The 19972-nt window shown below is 65.3% G+C and carries 17 protein-coding genes; 7 read left to right on the top strand and 10 right to left on the bottom strand.

Going from position 1 to position 19972, the window contains the following annotated elements; all coding sequences use genetic code 11:
• Positions 1 to 23: 23 nt before the first annotated feature.
• Positions 24 to 590 carry a hypothetical protein gene (locus ACZK2R_RS12020; RefSeq protein WP_180837232.1) on the bottom strand — a complete coding sequence of 189 codons (567 nt, stop codon included), beginning with the start codon at positions 588 to 590 and terminating at the stop codon, positions 24 to 26.
• Between the two features lie 236 nt (positions 591 to 826).
• On the opposite strand from ACZK2R_RS12020, the gene ACZK2R_RS12015 reads away from it, so the two are divergent.
• Together ACZK2R_RS12015 and ACZK2R_RS12010 are read left to right on the top strand one after the other, a co-directional pair.
• Positions 827 to 2008: an efflux RND transporter periplasmic adaptor subunit gene (locus ACZK2R_RS12015; RefSeq protein ID WP_125894815.1), complete on the top strand. Its 1182-nt coding sequence runs from the start codon at positions 827 to 829 to the stop codon at positions 2006 to 2008.
• Positions 2009 to 2010: 2 nt separating this feature from the next.
• Positions 2011 to 3954, top strand: coding sequence for a MacB family efflux pump subunit (locus ACZK2R_RS12010; RefSeq protein ID WP_180837230.1), 1944 nt, complete (start codon positions 2011 to 2013; stop codon positions 3952 to 3954).
• 77 nt (positions 3955 to 4031) lie between these two features.
• Here ACZK2R_RS12010 and ACZK2R_RS12005 read toward each other — a convergent pair whose 3' ends face one another.
• From ACZK2R_RS12005 to ACZK2R_RS11995, 3 genes are all read right to left on the bottom strand, one after another.
• On the bottom strand, positions 4032 to 5741 hold the full coding sequence (locus ACZK2R_RS12005; protein WP_125894811.1) for a sensor domain-containing diguanylate cyclase: 1710 nt from the start codon (positions 5739 to 5741) through the stop codon (positions 4032 to 4034).
• A gap of 116 nt (positions 5742 to 5857) precedes the next feature.
• A complete protein-coding gene (locus ACZK2R_RS12000; protein WP_125894809.1) occupies positions 5858 to 6484 on the bottom strand; it encodes a DNA-3-methyladenine glycosylase in 627 nt (208 codons plus the stop codon).
• Between the two features lie 72 nt (positions 6485 to 6556).
• Entirely contained in the window at positions 6557 to 7516 is a 960-nt protein-coding gene (locus ACZK2R_RS11995) for a cation diffusion facilitator family transporter (RefSeq protein ID WP_180837228.1), read from the bottom strand.
• A gap of 226 nt (positions 7517 to 7742) precedes the next feature.
• On the opposite strand from ACZK2R_RS11995, the gene ACZK2R_RS11990 reads away from it, so the two are divergent.
• Positions 7743 to 7997, top strand: coding sequence for a hypothetical protein (locus tag ACZK2R_RS11990; protein ID WP_125894805.1), 255 nt, complete (start codon positions 7743 to 7745; stop codon positions 7995 to 7997).
• A 47-nt stretch (positions 7998 to 8044) separates the two neighbouring features.
• Here the strand turns inward: ACZK2R_RS11990 and ACZK2R_RS11985 are convergent, their stop codons facing one another.
• Positions 8045 to 8689, bottom strand: a complete 645-nt coding sequence (locus tag ACZK2R_RS11985; RefSeq protein ID WP_180837226.1) for a TetR/AcrR family transcriptional regulator — start codon at positions 8687 to 8689, stop codon at positions 8045 to 8047.
• Positions 8690 to 8812: 123 nt separating this feature from the next.
• Between ACZK2R_RS11985 and ACZK2R_RS11980 the strand changes: the two genes are divergently transcribed.
• Both ACZK2R_RS11980 and ACZK2R_RS11975 read left to right on the top strand, forming a co-directional pair.
• Positions 8813 to 11101: a TonB-dependent receptor gene (locus tag ACZK2R_RS11980; protein WP_180837224.1), complete on the top strand. Its 2289-nt coding sequence runs from the start codon at positions 8813 to 8815 to the stop codon at positions 11099 to 11101.
• Between the two features lie 17 nt (positions 11102 to 11118).
• A complete protein-coding gene (locus ACZK2R_RS11975) occupies positions 11119 to 12015 on the top strand; it encodes a tyrosine-protein phosphatase (protein WP_180837222.1) in 897 nt (298 codons plus the stop codon).
• Between the two features lie 53 nt (positions 12016 to 12068).
• Here ACZK2R_RS11975 and ACZK2R_RS11970 read toward each other — a convergent pair whose 3' ends face one another.
• The 4 genes from ACZK2R_RS11970 to ACZK2R_RS11955 form a co-directional block, all read right to left on the bottom strand.
• On the bottom strand, positions 12069 to 13733 hold the full coding sequence (locus tag ACZK2R_RS11970) for a tyrosinase family protein (RefSeq protein ID WP_180837220.1): 1665 nt from the start codon (positions 13731 to 13733) through the stop codon (positions 12069 to 12071).
• 276 nt (positions 13734 to 14009) lie between these two features.
• On the bottom strand, positions 14010 to 14267 hold the full coding sequence (locus ACZK2R_RS11965; protein ID WP_032127215.1) for a hypothetical protein: 258 nt from the start codon (positions 14265 to 14267) through the stop codon (positions 14010 to 14012).
• Positions 14264 to 15616 carry a TFIIB-type zinc ribbon-containing protein gene (locus ACZK2R_RS11960; protein ID WP_180837218.1) on the bottom strand — a complete coding sequence of 451 codons (1353 nt, stop codon included), beginning with the start codon at positions 15614 to 15616 and terminating at the stop codon, positions 14264 to 14266. Before ACZK2R_RS11960 ends, ACZK2R_RS11965 begins: the two co-directional genes overlap by 4 nt.
• A 20-nt stretch (positions 15617 to 15636) precedes the next feature.
• Entirely contained in the window at positions 15637 to 16776 is a 1140-nt protein-coding gene (locus ACZK2R_RS11955; RefSeq protein WP_180837216.1) for an SPFH domain-containing protein, read from the bottom strand.
• 251 nt (positions 16777 to 17027) lie between these two features.
• On the opposite strand from ACZK2R_RS11955, the gene ACZK2R_RS11950 reads away from it, so the two are divergent.
• Entirely contained in the window at positions 17028 to 17336 is a 309-nt protein-coding gene (locus tag ACZK2R_RS11950) for a Pepco domain-containing protein (RefSeq protein WP_152906899.1), read from the top strand.
• A gap of 4 nt (positions 17337 to 17340) precedes the next feature.
• The gene (locus ACZK2R_RS11945; protein WP_180837211.1) at positions 17341 to 18600 is read left to right on the top strand and encodes a hypothetical protein; all 1260 of its coding nucleotides are present in this window, start codon (positions 17341 to 17343) and stop codon (positions 18598 to 18600) included.
• 61 nt (positions 18601 to 18661) lie between these two features.
• Here ACZK2R_RS11945 and ACZK2R_RS11940 read toward each other — a convergent pair whose 3' ends face one another.
• A complete protein-coding gene (locus ACZK2R_RS11940; RefSeq protein ID WP_032127219.1) occupies positions 18662 to 19954 on the bottom strand; it encodes a transporter in 1293 nt (430 codons plus the stop codon).
• Between the last annotated feature and the right edge of the window lie 18 nt (positions 19955 to 19972).

The raw sequence follows: 19972 nt of genomic DNA, 5'->3' as shown, positions 1-19972 counted from the left end.
CAAGGGCGGGATCTGGGGCAGGGTCATCGTCGGCACTGCATGTCCTGCGCCTCTTCGTTGGCAGCCCAGGCCAGGGTGGCCAGCACCAGCGTGCGCTGCAGGCTGGGTTCCACTGCACCTGGGCCGCGCAGCTGCTGCAGCACCAGGGTGGACACCGCCGCCGGCAGCTTGCTCCAGCGCGATGCCATGGGGGTGGTGTTTACCCGGGCCTGCAGCCGCGAGGCCATGCCCAGGATGGCGCGCAGGCGCAGTGCCAGCAGGGCGACGATCGCGAGAGTGGCAAGGGCGACCAGTAGATGCAGGGTGACGTCGGCGACCGGGTGCGTTGCCGCCCAGACCGCCAGACCAATCAGCGCCAGCGACGCGAGAGCGCCGGAACGGCCGGTGCCACCGGGCCCATCGCTGCGGAACCCCACCAGGGCGGCGGCCCCGAAGCCCGCCAGCAGCGGGGGTAACGGATCCGGCGCGGCCAGCATCCAGCTGGTGGTCGATGCCAACACGACGGCGATCAACCACGGCGAAGGCGCACACCACGCCAGGTAGGCACGGCGCACATCGATGGGTGGCAGGTCTGGATGGGAAAGGGACACGGCAGGCGGGCAGTCGGCGAGGCCGACGAGGCTAGCGACCGTTGATGGAGACTCGGTCGAGATTGTGTCGAGATTGCGTGGACGCAGGCTGCAGCATTCAGGCGCGGGGCTGGTGCCTGAACGGCTGCCGCGCCTCCATGCAATCTCCACAGTGGCTCCAAGAAACGTCCATCCGCGGCTTCCAGACTGCGGTTTCGGCGGTCGCATTGGGCGACTGCACGCAGCCGGGCGTTTCGATGAGCAACCGCAGGACCTGGATCATTGCCGCTACGGTGGCCACATTGGCCGCCGGCGCTGGATGGTGGGCGTTCGCCGGCGGCGATGATGCCGCGCTGATCACTGCGCCGGCAAGGGTGGCAGATCTGGAGAAGACCGTACAGGCGGTCGGCCGGGTCCATCCCAAGGAGCTGGTGGCGGTGGGTGCGCAGGTGTCCGGCCAGGTCAAGCGCCTGCATGTGGTGCTGGGCCAGCGCGTACAAGCCGGTGACCTGATCGCCGAGGTCGATTCGCAGCCGCAGCGCATCGCACTGCGCAGCGCCGAGGCGGCTACCAATACGCTGCGTGCCCAGCATGCCGCCAGCGAGGCTCGCTATGCGCAGGCCAGTCGCGCTTACCAGCGGCAGTCGCAGCTGGTGGCGTCGCGCCTGGTGTCACAGGAAGGTTTCGAAGCCGCACGCGTGGCACGCGATGCGGCACGCTCAGAGGTGGCCGCGCTGCAGGCGCAGATCGACCAGGCCGTGACCCAGGTCGAAACCGCACGGATCAACCTGGGCTATACCCGCATTGTGTCGCCCAGCGACGGCTACATCGTGGCCATCGTCACCAAGGCCGGGCAGACGTTGAACTCGATGCAGAGCACGCCGACCATCGTGATGCTGGCGCAGATGGATGCGATGACCGTGCGCGCCGAGATCGCCGAGGCCGACGTCGAGCTGGTGGCACCGGGGCAACCGTTGTGGTTCTCGACACTGGGGCCGAGCGGCCGCCGCTATGAATCCCACCTGCAGCAGCTGGAACCGGCGCCCTCCTCGATTGCCGACGTCGCCACCGGCAATGCGGGTGGCTCTGCGCAGACGCCGAAGGCGGTGTATTACGCCGGCCTGTTCGACGTGGCCAATCCCGGCCTGAAGCTGAAGCCCTCGATGACGGTGAAGGTGACCCTGCAGCTGGCACGGGTTGCCAACGCGCTGCAGGTGCCATTGACGGCGCTGACCGATTCGGATGGCAAGGACGGCAGCCGTGGAACCGTGCGCGTGCTCGACACCAAGGGCCGCGCCCAGGAACGTGCGGTGACGATCGGCCTGCGCACCGCCACCGCCGTGCAGATCCTGTCCGGCCTGCGCGAGGGTGAGAACGTGGTGGTCGGCCAGGCGCCCAGCGGCGGCGAATCCGAACCGACCAGCCTGCTGGGGATGTGAGCATGGCCGACGCACTGCTGGAACTGCATGGCGTATCGCGCGCCTATCGCTCCGCCGCCGGCGAGGTGGTGGTGCTGAAGGACGTTTCGCTGCGCATCGATGCCGGCGAGTTCATCGCCATCATCGGCCCCTCGGGCTCGGGCAAGTCCACGCTGATGAACATCCTTGGCTGCCTGGACCGGCCGACCGGGGGCAGCTATCGGGTGAGCGGCGAGGCCACCGAGCAGATGGCGCCGGACGCGCTGGCACGCCTGCGCCGCGAGCATTTCGGCTTCATCTTCCAGCGCTACAACCTGATGGAGAACCTGAGTGCCACCGAGAACGTGGCGCTGCCGGCAGTTTATGCCGGCGTGGAGGCGGACGTGCGCACTGCCCGTGCACGCACGCTGCTGGAAACACTGGGGTTGGGCGAACGCACCGCGAACCGCCCGAGCCAGCTGTCCGGCGGCCAGCAGCAGCGCGTGTCCATTGCCCGTTCGCTGATGAACGGCGGCGCGATCGTGCTGGCCGATGAACCCACCGGCGCGCTCGATCACGCCAGTGGCCAGCAGGTGATGGCCGAGCTGAAGCGCCTGCATGCACAGGGCCACACGGTGATCCTGGTGACGCACGATGCAGCGATCGCCGCCAACGCGGCGCGGGTGATCGAGATCGCTGACGGCCGGGTGGTGGCCGACCGCGGCGAGCGGGGATCGCGTGCTGCGGCTGAAACTCCCGGGACCGAACGCGACGCGTCGCCGGTCACCGAGCGCCGCGCACGCATGGATGCGATTCGCGAAGCCGCGCGCATGGCCGTGCGCTCGATGCTGGCCCATCGCCTGCGCACGCTGCTGACCATGCTCGGCATCATCATCGGTGTCGCGGCGGTGGTGACCGTGGTTGCGCTGGGCAAGGGTGCGCAGGCGCAGGTTGAATCTCAGATCAACGAACTGGGCGCCAGCACGCTGGAGATCTTCCCGGGCTCGGATTTCGGTGACCCGCGCTCGGCGGAGATCGAGACGCTGGTGGTGGGCGATGCGCACCATCTTGCGGCATTGAGTTACGTGGACAGCGTAAGCCCGAACCTGAGCGGATCGGTGGCAGCGCTGCAGGGCAACCGGCGTGCCAACACCCAGGTGCTGGGCGTGGGGGCCGACATGCCCCGCGTGCGTGGGCTGCGGCTGAAGGCCGGCCGCTTCTTCACCGACGCCGAAGTCCATGCGCACCGTGCCGTGGGCGTGGTCGACCAGAAGGCCGCCAAAGCGCTGTTCAGCGACAGCCCGATTGGCAGCACGGTGCTGCTGGGCGGCATGCCGGTGGAGGTGATCGGTGTGGTCGGGGCCAATGCGTTCGCTGGCGGTGCAACCCCGTCGGTCTACGTGCCGTATACCTCGGCGGCCTCGCGGCTGCTGGGCAGCGAGCGCCTGGAGAGCATCACGGTGCGTGTGCGCGACGACGTGCCCACCAACGCCGCCGAGGCCTCGCTGGGGGCCGAGCTGGAGCGGTTGCATGGCCGTCGTGACTTCTTCATCTACAACGCCGACCAGATCCGCAAGGCGGTGATGAAGTCCAGCCAGACCATGGCAGCGTTGGTTTCGGCCATCGCAGCAGTGGCGCTGGTGGTCGGCGGGGTGGGGGTGATGAACATCATGCTGGTCTCGGTGAAGGAGCGCGTGCGCGAGATCGGCGTGCGGCTGGCGGTGGGCGCGCGGCAGGGCGACATCCTGCGCCAGTTCCTGATCGAGGCCGTGCTGATCTGCCTGTTCGGTGGCGTGCTGGGGGTGCTGTTCGCGTTCGGCGTGGGTGCGCTGTCCAGCCTGCTGTCGCTGGGTGTGCCGTTCCTGTTCACGGCGGGCCCGGTGCTTGCCGCGCTGGCGTGCTCGTCTGCGATCGGGCTTGGCTTCGGCTACTTCCCGGCGCGCAGCGCGGCACAACTGGACCCGATCCAGGCGCTGGCAGCGGAGTAGGCGCAGGCCCGGTGCAGGCATTTGTGGAGCCGAAGGCAACGGCAGGAGCCGTTGCCTTTGGCTCCACAGGAGCAGCCTCAGGATGAGGGGCGCGGATGCGTGCGCACGCGTGCACGCTCGCGATACAGACGGCTGTCGGCGCGCTGCAGGGTGTCGGCCACCGTCTCGCCGGGTGCGTGGTGGGTCGCGCCCAGCGAGAAGGGTGTGGGTGACTGCCCGGCATGCTGCGCATACCACTGCTCCAGCGTGGCCAGCCGTCCCGGTTCCGGTGCAGTCAGCACCACCATGAACTCGTCGCCACCCATACGCACTACGCTTTCCATTGACCCCAGTGGAGCGCGCAGGAAGGCGGCGAACTCGACCAGCACCGTGTCACCCCGTGCATGGCCCTGGGTGTCGTTGATCTGCTTGAAATGATCCAGATCGAACATCAGGCAGGCCCAAGGCTTGTCGATCAGTTCGTCCAGGCGGGGCAGGAAGCGGCGGTTGTAGCTCTGGGTGAGGGGATCCTTGAAGGACATCTCGCGCAACTGCTGTTCCTGCATCCGCAGTGCGGTGACGTCCTGCGCATGGCCGAGCACGTAGGGTGGGGTGGCCTCGTTGTCGAGCACGTTGTGATACGCCCAGAAATGCCGGGTACCATCGGCGGCGATCAGCTCGATGACGCCGGCATCGGTGTGGTTGACTGCGATGCGTTCCAGATACGCCTTGAACGCGGCCCGCTTCTCCGGCGGCATCAGGTCGCACAAGCTGCGCCCGATCATGTAGCTCTCATCGAAGCCCAGTGACTGCACGGCCGCTGGGTTCACCGAGGTCAGCACGCCCTCCAGCGTGTGGGTGCAGATCAGGCCAAGGCTGTAGTGGAACAGCCGCCGGTAGCGGGTTTCGCTTGCTTCCAGTGCATCCAGCGCGGCGCGCTCCTCGGTGATGTCCTGTATGGCCCCGACCAGCCGCGGCCGGCCATCGACCTGCTGCCGGCCTCCAACCACGCGGGTCCAGATGGCTCGTCCGTCGGCGGTGGTCATCGGCAGCTGCACCTCCCACGACGTGCCTTCATCAATGCAACGCTGCACCGCCGTGCGGATGATGTTTCGGCTGTCCTCGCGATAGAACGAAAGCGCAGTTTCGAGCGTCGGCTCGAAGTTGCTGCGCACGCCATGGATCTGCTTGGTCTCGCGGGTCCAGCGCACTTCGTTGCTGACCAGGTCCATCTCCCAGCCGCCCACCCGGGCCGCGCGGTTGGTGCGTTCCAGGAAATCCTCGCTGCGCTTCAGCTCACGATGCAGGGCCTTGGCCTGGCCGACCTGGGCCATCAGCGTGCTGCGCTGCTCCAGCACCTGGGTGGTGACCCGGGCCAGATGCACCATCAATTCGCGCTGGGAGGGAGACAGAACGCCCGGCATCGGGTCGAGCAGGCACAGCGTTCCTATGCGCGCGCCATGCGCCGAGCCCAGCGAGATCCCCGCGTAGTGGCGGATGCGCGGGCCGCCGGTGACCAGTGGATTGCTGGCGAAGCGCGGGTCCTGGCGCGCGTCCGGAATCTCGAACAGCGTGTCCTGCTGTATGGCATGGGTGCAGAATGAAATCTCGCGCGCGGTTTCGCTGACACCTTCCAGCCCGATGTTGGCCTTGAACCACTGGCGCTCGTCGGCAACAACTGAAATCAGAGCCATGGTCATGCCGGTAGCGGCACGCGCGGCGGCGACGATCGCATCGAAAACAGGCTCTGGTGGCGTGTCGAGCAGGTGCAGGCGGTCGAGTTCAAGCAGGCGGTCGGCTTCGTCCATGGCGCGTTTCAAGGCTGGGGTGGCGAGGGCGGCTTCGGCGGCTGTCATGCACCACGCTAGTGCGTAGCGCGTTATGTATCGCCACGACGGGGTGACGCCGACGTGACGCATCCCGGTCAGGGCTTGCGGGGCCCGCGCGAGGGGCGCACCGAAACGTGACGGTGGTCGCGAACATGCCAACGCCAGGGAAAGTCCACCGCACGGGTGATGCCGATGCGGGGCCCGACCACCGGATCCTCGGGGGGAGGCACGCCATCGCAGGCAATGACAATGCCGTGGCTGCCGGTCACCAGGTCTGCGCCATCGAAGCCGCGGTCCAGCCCGAAGGCCTGCGAGAGCTTGCCGGGGCCGCTGGCCAGATCATGGTCACGTCGGGCCGCCGGGCGCAGTTCGCGCATTCGTTCCAGCCCCGCCATCGGCTCGGCGGCCCGCAGCAGGACGGCGACGCCCTCGCCGATTTCGCCGCAGACCACGTTGCTGCCCCAGTGCATGCCGTAGGTGAAGTAGACATACAGATGGCCGGCCTCACCGAACATGCTGGCGGTGCGTGGCGTCTGCCCGCGATAGGAGTGCGCGGCCGGATCGATGCTGCCGGCATAGGCCTCGACCTCGACGATGCGCGCCGCGCGACCATCGTTGCGTACCAGCAGCTTGTTGAGCAGCTCGGGCGCAACGTCGGTCGAAGGGCGCTGGTAGAAGCGGCGCGGAAGGATCTGCAGTGAAGCGGGCAACCAGTCCGGCACGGTAGTGGCAGGCTCGGGTGAAAGACGGTGGCACTGTGGCATCGGTCAGGTGAAACGGGCGCAGACGCAGCATCATTCCGGCGCAGGCGGCGCGGCCAGTGCCGCGCGCCGCGCGGCATAGACTTCGGGCGTCTGCGGCTTGATGAACAGTGCAACCAGTTCCGGATACTCCCGCTTCACCGCCGTTTCGATGCGGGTGATGCAGGCTTCAATCTGCGGGGTCCGCCGATCGTCCTCGAACTCGGCACTGAGCATCGCCACGACCTGTTCCGGCCCCATCTGCATGGTGGTCACGCCGTTCGCGCGACGCAGGTCCGGATCGGTTTCGGCCACCGCCATGATCCGCTCGGCCACCGCGGGGTGGGCAGGTTCTCCGACCAGCAGGCCCTTGGTCTCACGCGCCAGAAGGAAGGCGGTTGCGGCCAGCACGCCGGCGATGCACAGTGATGCAACGCCATCAAGCACCGGCATTTCCAGCAGCTGGGCGGCCAGCAGCCCGATCAGCGCGAAGCCCAGGCCCAGAAGGGCGGCACTGTCCTCCAGCAACACGGTGAAGGTGGACGGGTCCTTGCTGCGGCGGAATGCTTCGAAGTAGCCGAGTTTGCCCTTGGTACGCCGGAATTCTCTCAGCGCCACCCACCAGGAAGCGCCCTCGAACAGGATGGAAATACCCAGCACGCCGTAGCTCAACGCGTGGTTGGTGGCCGGCTCCGGCTGCCGGATATGCTGGATGCCCTCGTACGCTGAGACGCCGGCGCCCGCGGCGAACACCAGCAGGGCGACGATGAAGCTCCAGAAGTACAGCTCGCGGCCATAGCCGAAGGGATGTACCGGGTCAGGGGCCTTGCCTGCACGACGCAGGCCGTACAGCAGCAGTACCTCATTGAGGGTGTCGACCAGTGAATGCACGCCCTCGCTGAGCATGGCCGAGCTGCCGGAGATGCCGGCAGCAATGAACTTTGCGATGGCAATGGCCAGGTTGCCCGCGAGGGCGGCGTAGATGACCAGACGGGAACCGGTGGGGGCAGACATCAAGGCAAGGGGGAGGGCAGGTGGATGCCTGATCTTGCGGACGGGCATGTCCCCGAGATGTGCACGTGTCCGATGTGCCGGGGCCGGGCAGGCGCCCAACTGCCGCTGCGATCAAGCCGGTTAGGAGGCAGGAATGCAGACGCCAGGCCCTACGCTGGGGTCAGTCCTCGTGGCCAACCGTGTTCGAAGCGACGTTGACTATTCTCCGTAACCTGAAGAGACTTCGATGAATCACAAATTTTCCTGGTCCGCCCTCCTCAGTCTGTTGCTCTGCGCCAGCGTCGCGCGGATCTCCAACACCCTCCTGCTCGCTGCGGGTGGCAAATTTTTCGTAGCGGCAAGCGCAGTCCCGATCGCAAGCTGGGGACGCCCTGGATACGGGCTGCTGATCGTCATCGGGTTCCTCGCGCTGGCGACCTGGTACTTCGGCGAGCGCGCGAAGGCCGTGCATAAGGCTCTGCCCGCCCGTTTCTTCATCTGATACCACCGTTTTTGCCCGGGGTGCCGGCCAGCGGCCGGCACTACCGTTCAATCCGCCATCACACGACCAATCGCATCGGCCAGCAGCGCCCGCACCCGCTCCGGCGGCAGGTCCGGAGCGCGCACGGCGCGCATGGCCAGACCTTCCACCAGCAGCCGCAGCAGCAGGGTGCGGCCTGCAATCTGCTCCTCGTCCACGATCCGGCCCTGATCGGCATCGCGCTGGCGCAACCAGGCATGGATCGCGGCACTGGTCTGCTTGTCATGGGTACGCAGCACCTCGGCCAGCATCGGGTCGCGATGCGCCTCGGCATTGATCTCTGCATACAGGGCCACGCTGGCGATGGCATTGCCGTGGATCGGCAGCACTTCGCCGCGCGCCCATTGCTGGTAGCACTCCAGCAGCCCATCAATCAGATCGGACGCCACCGGCATCTCGCTGATCGAGGCCTGGTCGTGGCGCAGCTGGCGCTCGATCAGGGCCAGGATCAGGGCGCGCTTGTTGGCGAAATAGCGGTACATCAGCCCCTGGCTGATCTCGGCCTCGGCAGCGATATCGCCGATCGAACCGGCATGGAAACCACGGGTGATGAAGCACTTCTGGGCGGCGTCGAGGATGCGCCGGCGCTGGGCTTCGGCATGGGCGGCGGCAGGGGCGTCAGCGGGTGCGGCTAGGGCGGTTTTCGGCGTCATTGCATGAAGTCGGGGCGTCCAGAGGCGGGATAGTACGTCACAAAAGGTGTGAATGAACGGTCATTCATTTGTAATTCCCGCCTCCCAGACTGCGCCGGCCTTCTCCTTCCGCGAATGAGTCCGATGCGCCACGCCCTGCTGCACCGCCCGCTGCTCACCCTCGCCATTGCCGCCGCACTGCCGGCGCTGGCCCATGCCGAAGACAGTCCCAGCGCCGACGCCGAGGCATCCGCCGATGCCGCGCGCACCGTGGTCGCCCTTGACCAGGTGATGGTGACTGCGCAGAAACGCGCCACCAACCTGCAGGAGACCCCGATCTCGGTATCGGTGGTCGATGCCGAAGCGCTGAAGGACCGCAGCGCGATTTCGCTGGGCAACTTGTCCGATGGCTCCATCCCATCACTGCGGGTCACGCCGTTCGCTACCCGTAGTTCTGCGCTGAACATCGGCATCCGTGGCATCGGTGCCTCCGGCGACGCCAACCAACCGGCCCGCGATGCCGGCGTCGGCATCTACGTCGACGGGGTGTTCATGGGCCGCGCGCAGGGCCTGGGCAGCATGCTCTACGACGTGGAGCGCATCGAAGTGCTGAAGGGGCCGCAGGGCACGCTGTTCGGCCGCAATACCGAAGGCGGCGCGGTGAGCATTGTCACCAAGGCGCCGACCGGCGAGTTTGGCGGCAACGTCAGCGCGGGCGTGTCCAACTTCAGCGGCTACAACAGTGCGCTGCACCTGGATCTGCCCAAGGTGGGCGATGTCAGCTTCAAGATCGACGCCGTGCAGGCCAAGCGTGGCGGCACCACAGACAATCCGATGCGCGGCGAGCGTGACTTCAACAGTTACGACAAGCGCGGCGCCCGCCTGAGTGCGCTGTGGCAGCCGAGCGATGACTTCTCTTTGTTGTACGCGTTCGATCGCTCCTATGATGCCACCACGCCATATCACACCCAGGTGCTGGTGCCAGGCGCCTACCTCAGCCCCCTGCAGAAGGCCGGCGCCAGCCAGGATCGCCGCGACAGCGCCATCCTGGGCGGGCCGCAGGAAGACAACATCGGACGGACCAGTGGCCATCTGTTGAACCTGTCGTGGACGCTGAACGACAACCTGGAGTTGAAGTCGATCAGTTCCTACCGTGAACTCACCCAGGGCCAGTTCGACATGGGCCTGGTCGATGCGATTTCGGCCTATGGTGGCGCAGGCATACCCTTCGGGCGTTACAGCCTGGCCCAGGTCTACCAGCACCAGTACAGCCAGGAATTCCAGCTGATCGGCAACACCTCGCAGGTGCAGTTCCTGGGCGGTGCGTTCTATTACCACGAGACCGCTGGTGACAATGCGCAGACCCCGAACATGCTGGTCTGGGGGCCGGGTGGCAACAGCTACACCGTGAATCCGGCGACCAACCCGCTGGATCTCTCGCGGGTACGCATCGATCGCGCCAGCAAGGCCTGGACCGACAGCCTGGGCGTCTTCGGCCAGGCCACGTGGACCCCGGAAGCGATGCAGCGGTTGCACCTGACAGCGGGTGGCCGCTATACCCGCGATGACAAGAAGGGCAGCCTGTACATCGTCAATGGTGCGGCGACCAACCTTGCGTTCAAGGATCGCTGGAGCCGTTTCGACCCGATGGTCAATATCGCCTACGACCTCGGCGAGCACGCGATGGTCTATGCCAAGTACAGCACCGGCTTCAAGGCCGGCGGTGCCAACTCGCGCTCGACCAACTACAGCGCGTTCGGTCCTGAAGAAGTGACGGCCTATGAGCTGGGCTTCAAATCGCAGTTCTGGGACAACCGCGCGCGCCTGAACCTGGCGGTATTCGATTCGACCATCGCGCACAAGCAGGTGGACTTCTCGCTGCCGTTCGACCCGAACAGCGGCGAAACCCGCACCACCATGGTCACCACCAATGCACTGAGCGATGGCAAGTCGCGCGGCGCAGAGCTGGAGTTCAACGTGATGCCGGTGGACAACCTCACCCTCGGCCTCAACTACGCCTATACGAAGATCGACGCGCAGACCGCGACGGACCCGTTCGGTGCAGGGGTGCAGGTAACGGTCCAGCCGCTGCTGGCGCCGAAGAACGCCGGCAGCCTGTCGGTCGACTACCTGGTGCCGTTCGCGAACTTCTCGGCACTGAAGTTCCATGTGGACGGCAACTGGTCCGATGGCTACTACACCAGCGAGTACGACCAGATGCTGACCGACAGCTCGTTCGTGGTGAACGCACGGTTGGCGCTGGTGGATGTGCCGGTCAACAGCACCGGCACCACGATGTCGTTCTCGCTGTGGGCGCGCAACCTGCTGGATGAGCAGCACCTGTTCTACAAGATCAACAGCGCAGCGCTGGGCCAGAGCGGCATCTTCAACGACCCGCGCACCTTCGGCCTGGACGTGGCCGTCAACTTCTGATTCGAACGGAGAATTCCATGAAGCACCGCTCTACCGAACTTGTCCTGGCCGTGATGCTCAGCCTGCCGATGGCTGCGACGGCTGCTGCCGCTGATGCGCCGCAGGTCGCCGCCGCGAAGCCGACGGCCGTTGCGAACGTGAAGCCCGTCGCTGCCGATGCGCAGCGCGTGATCCCGCTGCAGGGCGCCTGGAACGTGCGTACCTTCGCCGGCCTGCAGGGCCGCCACGGTCCGATTCCGGCCGATGCGTTCGTGCGCACCGCAGACCTCGGCCGCCTCACCGATGCCGACCGCGATGCCCTGGCCGCGGCCGGCGTGAAGCTGGATATCGACCTGCGTACCGCCGATGAAGAGGCGCAGTCGCCGGACCTGCTGGCCAGGGATGATCGCTTTGCCTACCAGCGCATTTCGCTGATGGGCACCGAGAAGATGGACCTGCAGAAGATGATGACCAGTTTCCCGGATTCGCTGGGCGAAGCCTATGTGCAGTGGCTGGGCCACAGCCAGCCGCAGTTCAAGCAGGTGTTCCAGCGCATCGCCGCGCAGCAGGATGGTGCCGTGCTGTTCCATTGCACGGCCGGCAAGGACCGCACCGGCATCATCGCTGGCCTGCTGCTGGATCTGGCCGGCGTGCCGAAGGCCGAGATCGTGCACAACTACGCGATCTCCGCGCACTACCTGGAAGGGCAGCCGAAGGACAGCGCGATGAACGCGCAGATCATGGCGCTGGTCAAGCAGAACCCCGAGATCGCCCGCAAGATGGCCGGTATGGCCGGTACCGCACCGGACAACATGGAGCAGTTCCTGGCGGCGTTGCACAGCCAGTATGGTGGTGCGGAAGGGTACCTGAAGTCGATCGGAGTGAGCGAGCAGGAGATCCAGCAGTTGAAGGTGCGGCTGGGGCAGGCCGGCTGAAGACTGCCAGGCCGAGGGCAGGTGCCGGACAGCCCGGCACCTGCCGTGCGTCATCACGGCTGCGGCGGCGCTACCAGGATGGCGGCATCCAGTACCGGGAATGTCTGCGGTGCCTGGCCGGACGATGCGACCAGGCGGATCTCCAGCGTGGTCGTTCCCCCATCGGCGGCATTCAGTGCCTGCAGGGCCCCCAGTTTCTGCGGCAGCGGCACCGCGAACGTGGTTGGGTGGCTGTGATCCATCCCGGCCATGGTCGGCCCGAAGAACGATACGGTGCCGGCGTAGTACGGACTGTCGGCCGCCACGGAGGCGGTGCCCGCCGGTGCGTTGATCAGCACGTCGAACTCGCGCGTATTGTTCAAGCCGCGTGGTCGCTCCAGGGTCACTTCGGCAATCAACTGGCGCGGGCCCGATGTGGTCAGGTGCGCGCGCACCGCCTCATTGGGGACAGCCACGCGGACGGCGCCATCGGAGCGTGTGCCGCGCACCAGCCGCACCGCGCCGGCAGCTGCTGGCAGCGTGACCGCCTCCAGCATGTCGTTGCGGCGCGCGTAGACGTAGTCGTAGTCGAAGGCCGTGGTGGAGAAGAACGCACTGGCCGGACGCTCGCCAACGGGCTTGCCCTGTGCATCGACGAAGAAGCGGAACGGTTCGTTCATGAACTGGCGCCGCTGGTCGACATTGACGGGCATGATCGGCTTGCCGCGGGACTGCTGCAGCTGGTTCCAGACATCCCACAGGCGGTCCATGTTGGCGTGGTGCAGGTAGAAGATCGGATCGAGTGGTGACAGGAAGTTGGTCATGTTGCCGTAGGGGCCGGGATCGACCGCGCCGACGCCACCGATGCAGTTGTGCACCTTGTTGTGCGGGAATCCTTCCAGTACCGAGAATTTCGTGGCGCCGTCAGGCTGCACCACGTGCGAGGCCGTACGCGAGCTGGTGAAGCTGCGGCTGACATCGTCGTTGTAGAACTCGACCGGCGACAGCCCCGCGTGGATGGTGTCGGGAGACACGGCCGAAGCGGTCTTTGCATCGAAGCCGGGATTCTCGCGCCAGAGGTAGCGGGCGCCGCAGGTGATCGCATAGGCCGCATTGCCCGAGATGCCGGTCTTTTCCGCGACGCTGTAGCCGGTCACATCGTTCCAGACATCGTCTGCAGTGAGGTAGCCGCGGAACTTGAGCTGGCCGCGTTGGCCTGCATCCAGGGTGTCCCAGTAGCGCTGCAACGCCGGGCGCATGAACCGGGTGAAGACCGCCAGGTTGCGCGTATACGGCGCGTAGGCGCTGTCAGTGGGCGTCAATACGCCGTCGAACATCGCCGGGGGAATCCGTGGCAGCTCGGTCCAGTCCCAGTAGGGCATGGCGAACTGCGGATCACCGCTGAGCGTGCGGATGGTCTGTTCGAAGTAGCCGACATAGCCACGGTGCCAGACGTAGAACCACCAGTTGCCGTGCGGGCAGTCCATCAGGTGCACGAAGGCGTTGCGGAACCAGTTGCGTGGATCGTCTGCCGGCAATGCCAGCATGGCCTTGATGCCGCGTGCATAGCTGGCCAGCATGCGCTGGCCTTCGGGGCTGGTGACGTTGTAGCGGTGGTAGCGTGCCTGTGCGGCCTTGCCGGCCGGCTCAGCACCGCTGGCCCAGGCCCCGGGTGCTACCAGTGACGCCAATGAAGCGCTGGCGGTGGTGGCAAGAAAATCACGACGTGTGTAGCGCATAGCCTTCCCCCTGGTGATTGGTTGAACCGCGTTGGGTTACAAATCACTGGCAGGACCGGCGGCAGCGTGGCGGCCGGCCCGGCGGGGACATCCAGCCCCGCCGCTTCCACCGGCAGGTGCAACGATGGCAGGGGTGGAAGCGGCGGTAGTATAGGCATGGCAAACAGAGCTGATCTGCGAAGCAGGCCACAGTCGCAGGCGCGTACACATCTGCCCGGCTGAAGCTGTTCACCGTCGTCGTTGCGACGTTGTCGATCAGCCAGGCATGGCCTGGCTCTACTGGTCGGGTTTCACCCTTGCCACCCGTTTCCGGTACTCGTACACGTTGTCACCGCGTATGCGCTTTTCCTCGGTGCCGGTGACCCGGCCCACCTGCTGGTCTGAACCGGTCACGGGCTGCGCCTCGATTTCGGTCTCGTGCTCGAAGGAATGCGATTTGTCGGTGTTGCGGTAATAGCGGTACAACGCCCAGTACAGCGCGGTTGCGCCGGCCGGACCTGCCGCCAACAGCCAGAGGCCACTGTCGTCGCTCATGTCGATGCCACCAGGAAGGCAATTGCGAGGGCTTCAATGACGGTGCCGGTGGCAAGGGCCGCCAGCAGCATCTTCCATTGCTGCACGGGCACGCTGCCCATGGTTTCGCCGGTACGGCCGTTCACCGCGATGTAGTGCAGCATGCCGCCGTTCTTGCCAGGCTGATGGTACGAGTACAGCCAGACCGGCAGGTACATCGACACCCAGCGGGTGCCATGCACCTCCAGCTGTTCCTGCTCCCAGCGCACGCCGCGGTTGTAGCGCTTCACCGAGCCTTCCACCTGTGCGCGGGCAATCGACAGCAGCTGGTCTTCCAGCCGCGGCCGCAGCTTTTCCACATCCAGGTTGCGCTTCTCCGAAGTGAAGCCGGCCAGGTAGGAGGCGTTCCATTTCACCGCGTTCTTGGTATCGAACGGCAGGATGGTGTTGATGATGTTGTTGGTGTTGGCGCGGGTATCCAGGTTGCCGCGCTCGGCCGAGGATTCCAGCGGAAGATCGTCGACGGTGAAATCGACCTGGCGTTCGACCTGGTAGACATCGGCGTCGTAGAGGGTGCGCTTGTTCTTCTCGCTGCCGACCGTGTATTCACGGGTCTTGATCTCGCCTTTGCCGGCCACCGCAGCGCTGACATTGCTGTCGACGATCATGTAGGGCAGGAACACGCCCGCCACGTTTTCAGGGGTGAACTGGTCCTTGAACGCCTTCAGCGCGAACATCCGGCGCTTGTCGACGAACTGGCGGATGCGCGCGACCGCATCGTCCTTCTTGATGTGGAAGGGCAGCACCGCATCGGGTACCGCGCCATTGGCAATCTGCTCGTTGACGCCGAAGACGTGGCGGCACCAGTGGCAGCGCGCCGTCATCGTGCTTTCGGTGTTGACCGTGACTTCTGCGCCACAGCCCGTGCACTTGAAGGTAATCAACGCCGAGGTGTCGGCATCGATGTCGCGTGCGCCGGAGGCGATGACGGTGCCGCGCAGCTGGTCGATGGCCTCGCCCAGCCCGAACTCCTCCTCGACGCGTGCGCCATGCCATTCGTGACGGCAGTACAGGCAGACCAGGATATCGGTACCGGCCTTGGGCCGGATGTCGGTGGCGCCGCACTTCGGGCAGCGGTTGAGGCCGTCCTTCAGCTCGCTGGCCGAAGTATCGATGGCCACAGGATCGGGCGCTTCCACTTCATCGCGGATGGCCTGTGGCAGTTTCGAGGTGTCCAGCGGGAAGCTGCCGGGCAGGGGAGGGACGTCCTGCGGCGAACCGGGCCCATCCAACGACGCCGCCGGCAAGGGCGGCGGCGTCGCGGGCGCGGATCCGGGCAGCGGCGGTGGGCCGTTTCGGGGATCGGACATGTTCGTTGTGCGTCCTGCTGTTACAGGCCCAGTGCCTTGGCTTTCAGGGCGTCATAGTCGCTCTGGGTGATCAGGCCCAGGTCCAGCATTTCCTTGGCCCTCTTCAGCTTGGCGACCGGGTCATCCGCGGCCGGAGTGACCGGCTGCTGCATGCCACCCACTCCGAACATGCCCGAGGCCATGCCGACGCCGACCAGGCCGGCCGCGCCGCCGTTCTCGCCGGCCGACTGGATGCCCTGGGCGACACTGGCCTGCAGGTTGGAATTGCCGCGCGAACCGGACAACGCATCGGCGCGCTGCACGGTCTTCAGCAGTTCGCGGGTATTGGCGTCGTATTCAATCGAGACGATAGCGGTCTTGACGATGGCCAGGCCACGGTCGGACTTCCACTGGTAACCCTGTTCGACCGCAGCCGACAGGCTCTGCGCGAAGCCCAGCGAGTCCTGCTGCAGCTTGGTGATGCGGTTGCCCTTGCTCGGGTCGTTGGTATACAGGCTGAAGGCCGGCGCCAGCGAACCGACCACTTCATTGAACAGCTGGCTGGCCGCGGCGTTGTCCAGATCGGTGAAGTCGAACACCTGTCCCGGCTGCAGGTAGCTGGCCGGTACGAAGTTCTTCACGAACAGGATCGGGTCGACGATCTTCAGCGTGTACGAACCACGCGTGACCGCGCCGACCTGGGTATTGAGGAAGCCGTCGTCCCAGTAGATTTCCGATTGGGTGCCGAAGCGGTTGTCCGGCAGTTCCTTCAGCGAGACGAAGTAGGCCGCCTGCTGCGAGCCCGGCTGGCCGCCGAACTTGAAGCGCTCCCAGCTCTGCTTGATGAAGGTGCTGACCAGGCCGTCGCCGGCGAAGATCGACTGCGAGTTCAGGTCGTCCGAACGCCACTCGTAGCCGCCCGGTTCGGCGACGAACGCGGTGATCGCGCCGTCCTGGAACAGCAGCAGACCGTAGCCCTCCGGCACGATGATCTTCGAGCCGTTGGTGATGATGTTGGACGAGCCGCTGGTGTTGGAACCGCGGCCGGCGTTGGTGCCCTGCGGCACCGCCGCGAACAGGGCCGCCGTGGACGGCAGGCCCGCCGGCACGGTGTAGAAGTCCTTCCACTGGTCGGCCAGCACACCGCCGACCGCACCCTTCACCGCCTGTACCAGACCCATGACCAACTCCCTGTGATTCGAGGGCAGGCACCATGCCTGCCGAGCTGGACTGAATATAGCAGTGGCCGGGGGCGGCTGTGGTGCCGGTGGGTGAATGCCGTCTCTGCCTTCGACCGCTTGTGCCGCGAATGGCTCAGCAGGTCCGGGCAGTAGATTGATCTGGCGTCAGGGCGCCCCACCGGGACATAATCAGCCTGCCTCGAGCGAGGCAATATGAAATTCAGAGTATCAACGGACGAACAGGGGGATTCATGGATGTTATTCGCGTTCTGGTTGAAGAGCCTTCCGAAGGCAATGTAAGAAACGGCCTGGCGTCGATGCGTTCGGGCATGGCACGTGTGGTTGAAGTAGGTGCCATGGAAATGGATGATAGTGTCCGGAAGATGGCCGAACATTTCTCGAAGATGCTGGAGGACGGCTTTTTGGCCTCGACTTCAGTCGTTGTGGATGAAATCGAACTTTCGTTGGCCGTAACCGCAAGCGGCGGCGTTGAGTTGCTCGGGAAGTTCTCTGCTGGGACCCAGGCGGGGCTTAAGCTCAAGCTCAAGCGGAAGGGCTGATGAGATGAGTACTGAGGCCAGCAGTTTCATCGAGCGTCGGAAGCGGGAGCAGGATCATCCTCTAGGCAAAGTGCGCCCGGAGCTGATCGCGGAGATTGCCGAGGAACTGGAACTACCTGCGGCAACTGGCTTGCCAGATGCCGCCTGTCGGGTGCAGATGGTTCTTCAGGATCTGCGGCCCCTGCTTCCAGAGTCCATCATCAGCCGCCTTGACGATGGTCGGATCTCAGCTGCGGAAATCTACGAGTACAACCCAGCCGTATACGTCCAAACGTTCCAGGACGGGAGTTACGGCATCGTGATGACATCAGCGCTCCCCGAGTATCTCTATCGGGTCGCAAGGCCTCTTTCCAGTGCGCTCATTCGCCTTGAAAGCAATCCTTCCAAGGGGCTTGAGCTCGACGAGTTGGCGCGCATCCTGGGCGAGATTGTCTGGTGGCAGTGCGAGGGTAGTTTCGGCCCTGACTACGAAATCTCAAAGCATCAGCGCGTCTATGCCAGCGAGCTCGCCATGCGTGCTCAGCGTTTTCTGGTTGCACATGAACTCGCGCATGTGATGTGCGACGTTGAGGATAAGCTGCGAGAGGCGCGGCCAGAAGCCGTCGGGCCCGTGGAGGAGGAGCTTGTTTGCGACTACATCGCGGTGCAGCTCTCGATGCACGCCAGTTCGGCGCGTGATGATGATCCGAATTTCCACATGCTCAACTATGCAGCTGCGGAGTTCGCGCTACAGTCGTGGTCCTTGCTGGAACGCTTGGGCGATCATGCGACTGATGCGGGCTCTCATCCTGCTCTCCCAGATCGGCTTGGGGCGATGCGACAGGCACTGCGCGATTGCTGTGAGGATGAAGCGACGTTCGAACAGATCGTATTGGTTGCAGATCTGATCGATCGTGCATTCGCCCGGGCTGCTGATCTGTTGCCAGACATCGAAGTGCGGTTCTCCGCCGACGCCGATGCATTCGCATGCGACATCCATGCACTTCTTGATGAGTGCTCGCTCGAAGACGTCCCTGACTACTCCCGATTCCGGGAAGAGATCAGGCCCATTCTTGGGCGTGGCTATCCAGTAAAGCTCGTCGAGGCGGTGCTGAGTCCGGTGATCGATGGGTTCTTCCTCGCAAACCGATCGGGATCGCCTGAATTCTCTGATGAAGAGATCAAACGGCGCTTTCGCCGGATGAAGCTCCTCTATAGTCTGCAGGGCAATTATTCAAAGGCGATGGACACACTTCTGGAGTGTGTATTCAGTCGATACCGATAATGAGGGCAGTGCAGCCGTCCCAGCCATGCCGATGACTGGCTGGGACGAGTTGTTCAAGTAGCTACAGCATGTACGGAATCTTGAACGCCAACGTGAAGTCCGGCGCATCCGGGGTCAGCCCGATGCCCAGCAGCGTCACCAGCGTGGTGTGCTGGTTCAGCGCATAGGTCACGCCCAGGTTAAGTGATGCCGCATTGGCATCACTGCCGATTACCTTCATCCACTTGCCGCCCTGGAAGCGGGTGGAAGCGCGTGCGCTGATGCGGTCACTGAAGGACAGGCTCAGGCTGGTCCGCTCGTTGAATGCGAAGGCCACGCCTGCGCCGAAGTACACCGAGCCGCCCAGCTTCACATCGCCCGGGTTCACCGTGTCCGGATTACTGTCGATGTCGTTGAACCCGCGCGGGATGGAGTGCACGTAGCCGATGTTGGCAAACAGGATGGCCGGGTCGGCGGTCTTCACCATCGAGAGGCCCAGGTTGGCCTGCCATACGCCATTGCCAGTGGGTTGCTCGCGCGGCACGGCGAAGCGGATGTAGTCGTCGTCATCGCGCTCGATCACCTTCCAGTCCAGGCCGTAGGGTGCGCGCCCGGTGGGGGCGGTGACGCCGGCGGTAAGCACGGTCTCAGGGCGCCAGCCGCGTTCGCCGAACAACCGGTAGTTCGCACTGAGCCCGATATCACCCAGGCCGTTGCCGTTGGTCTCTTCCTGTGCAATGGCGGCCGCTGCTCCGCCGGCGCCGCCCTTCTGGTATACGGTGCGCCGGGCCAGGTAGGGCACGTCCAGGTTCAGGGTCAGGTTCGGGCTGACACCCCAGCGGGCCGCCACGTTGTAGGTCAGCGAGTCGGACTCCACGTTCTCGATGGCGATATTGCCGAGGAAAATGGCGTCCAGCGCGAGGAAGCCGTTGAGGGTGAGCTGCTTGCGGTCGTAGCGGGCGTAGGTGAGGCTGTTCTCGATGGTGAAGCGGCGGGAGAACAGGGCCGATTGCTGTTGCTTCACGTCGTCCACGCTGCGCCGCGACTCCTGCTTGGCCTGTTGCGCCTCGGCGGCGGTACTGGCGTAGCCCTCGCTGCTCGGCGGGACCGCGGCGGCCGCCGCCTGCGCCAATGGCGCGGCCGGGGGGGCCGTGACCGGGCCAACCCGCCCGCTCAATCGCGCCTGCATGGCCTGGACCTGCATGTCCAGTTCGCGTAACCGCCGCACTTCCTGTGCGTAGTTGGCCTTCAGTTGTTCCAGCTGGTTGGCCAGGGCCTGCACGTCAGCGCCATCGTCGGACGTCGGCGGTGCGGCAAGGGCGGTGCCCGCCAGCGCCGCCAGCGCCAACGGGGTGATCCTCATCAGGGTGTGCATGTTGGTGTCCTGCGTTGT

It is taken from the genome of Stenotrophomonas sp. 96582_Sma, assembly GCF_056480905.1.
Note: the sequence above shows the minus strand (reverse complement) of the source record. Positions and strands in the feature narration are given on the sequence as shown.

Coding starts and splice junctions, on each gene's coding strand:
- ACZK2R_RS12015 (WP_125894815.1), top strand. CDS start 827: ATGAGCAACCGCAGGACCTGGATCATTGCCGCTACGGTGGCCACATTG.
- ACZK2R_RS12010 (WP_180837230.1), top strand. CDS start 2,011: ATGGCCGACGCACTGCTGGAACTGCATGGCGTATCGCGCGCCTATCGC.
- ACZK2R_RS12005 (WP_125894811.1), bottom strand. CDS start 5,741: ATGGACGAAGCCGACCGCCTGCTTGAACTCGACCGCCTGCACCTGCTC.
- ACZK2R_RS11995 (WP_180837228.1), bottom strand. CDS start 7,516: ATGTCTGCCCCCACCGGTTCCCGTCTGGTCATCTACGCCGCCCTCGCG.
- ACZK2R_RS11990 (WP_125894805.1), top strand. CDS start 7,743: ATGAATCACAAATTTTCCTGGTCCGCCCTCCTCAGTCTGTTGCTCTGC.
- ACZK2R_RS11985 (WP_180837226.1), bottom strand. CDS start 8,689: ATGACGCCGAAAACCGCCCTAGCCGCACCCGCTGACGCCCCTGCCGCC.
- ACZK2R_RS11980 (WP_180837224.1), top strand. CDS start 8,813: ATGCGCCACGCCCTGCTGCACCGCCCGCTGCTCACCCTCGCCATTGCC.
- ACZK2R_RS11975 (WP_180837222.1), top strand. CDS start 11,119: ATGAAGCACCGCTCTACCGAACTTGTCCTGGCCGTGATGCTCAGCCTG.
- ACZK2R_RS11970 (WP_180837220.1), bottom strand. CDS start 13,733: ATGCGCTACACACGTCGTGATTTTCTTGCCACCACCGCCAGCGCTTCA.
- ACZK2R_RS11965 (WP_032127215.1), bottom strand. CDS start 14,267: ATGAGCGACGACAGTGGCCTCTGGCTGTTGGCGGCAGGTCCGGCCGGC.
- ACZK2R_RS11960 (WP_180837218.1), bottom strand. CDS start 15,616: ATGTCCGATCCCCGAAACGGCCCACCGCCGCTGCCCGGATCCGCGCCC.
- ACZK2R_RS11955 (WP_180837216.1), bottom strand. CDS start 16,776: ATGGGTCTGGTACAGGCGGTGAAGGGTGCGGTCGGCGGTGTGCTGGCC.
- ACZK2R_RS11950 (WP_152906899.1), top strand. CDS start 17,028: ATGGATGTTATTCGCGTTCTGGTTGAAGAGCCTTCCGAAGGCAATGTA.
- ACZK2R_RS11945 (WP_180837211.1), top strand. CDS start 17,341: ATGAGTACTGAGGCCAGCAGTTTCATCGAGCGTCGGAAGCGGGAGCAG.
- ACZK2R_RS11940 (WP_032127219.1), bottom strand. CDS start 19,954: ATGCACACCCTGATGAGGATCACCCCGTTGGCGCTGGCGGCGCTGGCG.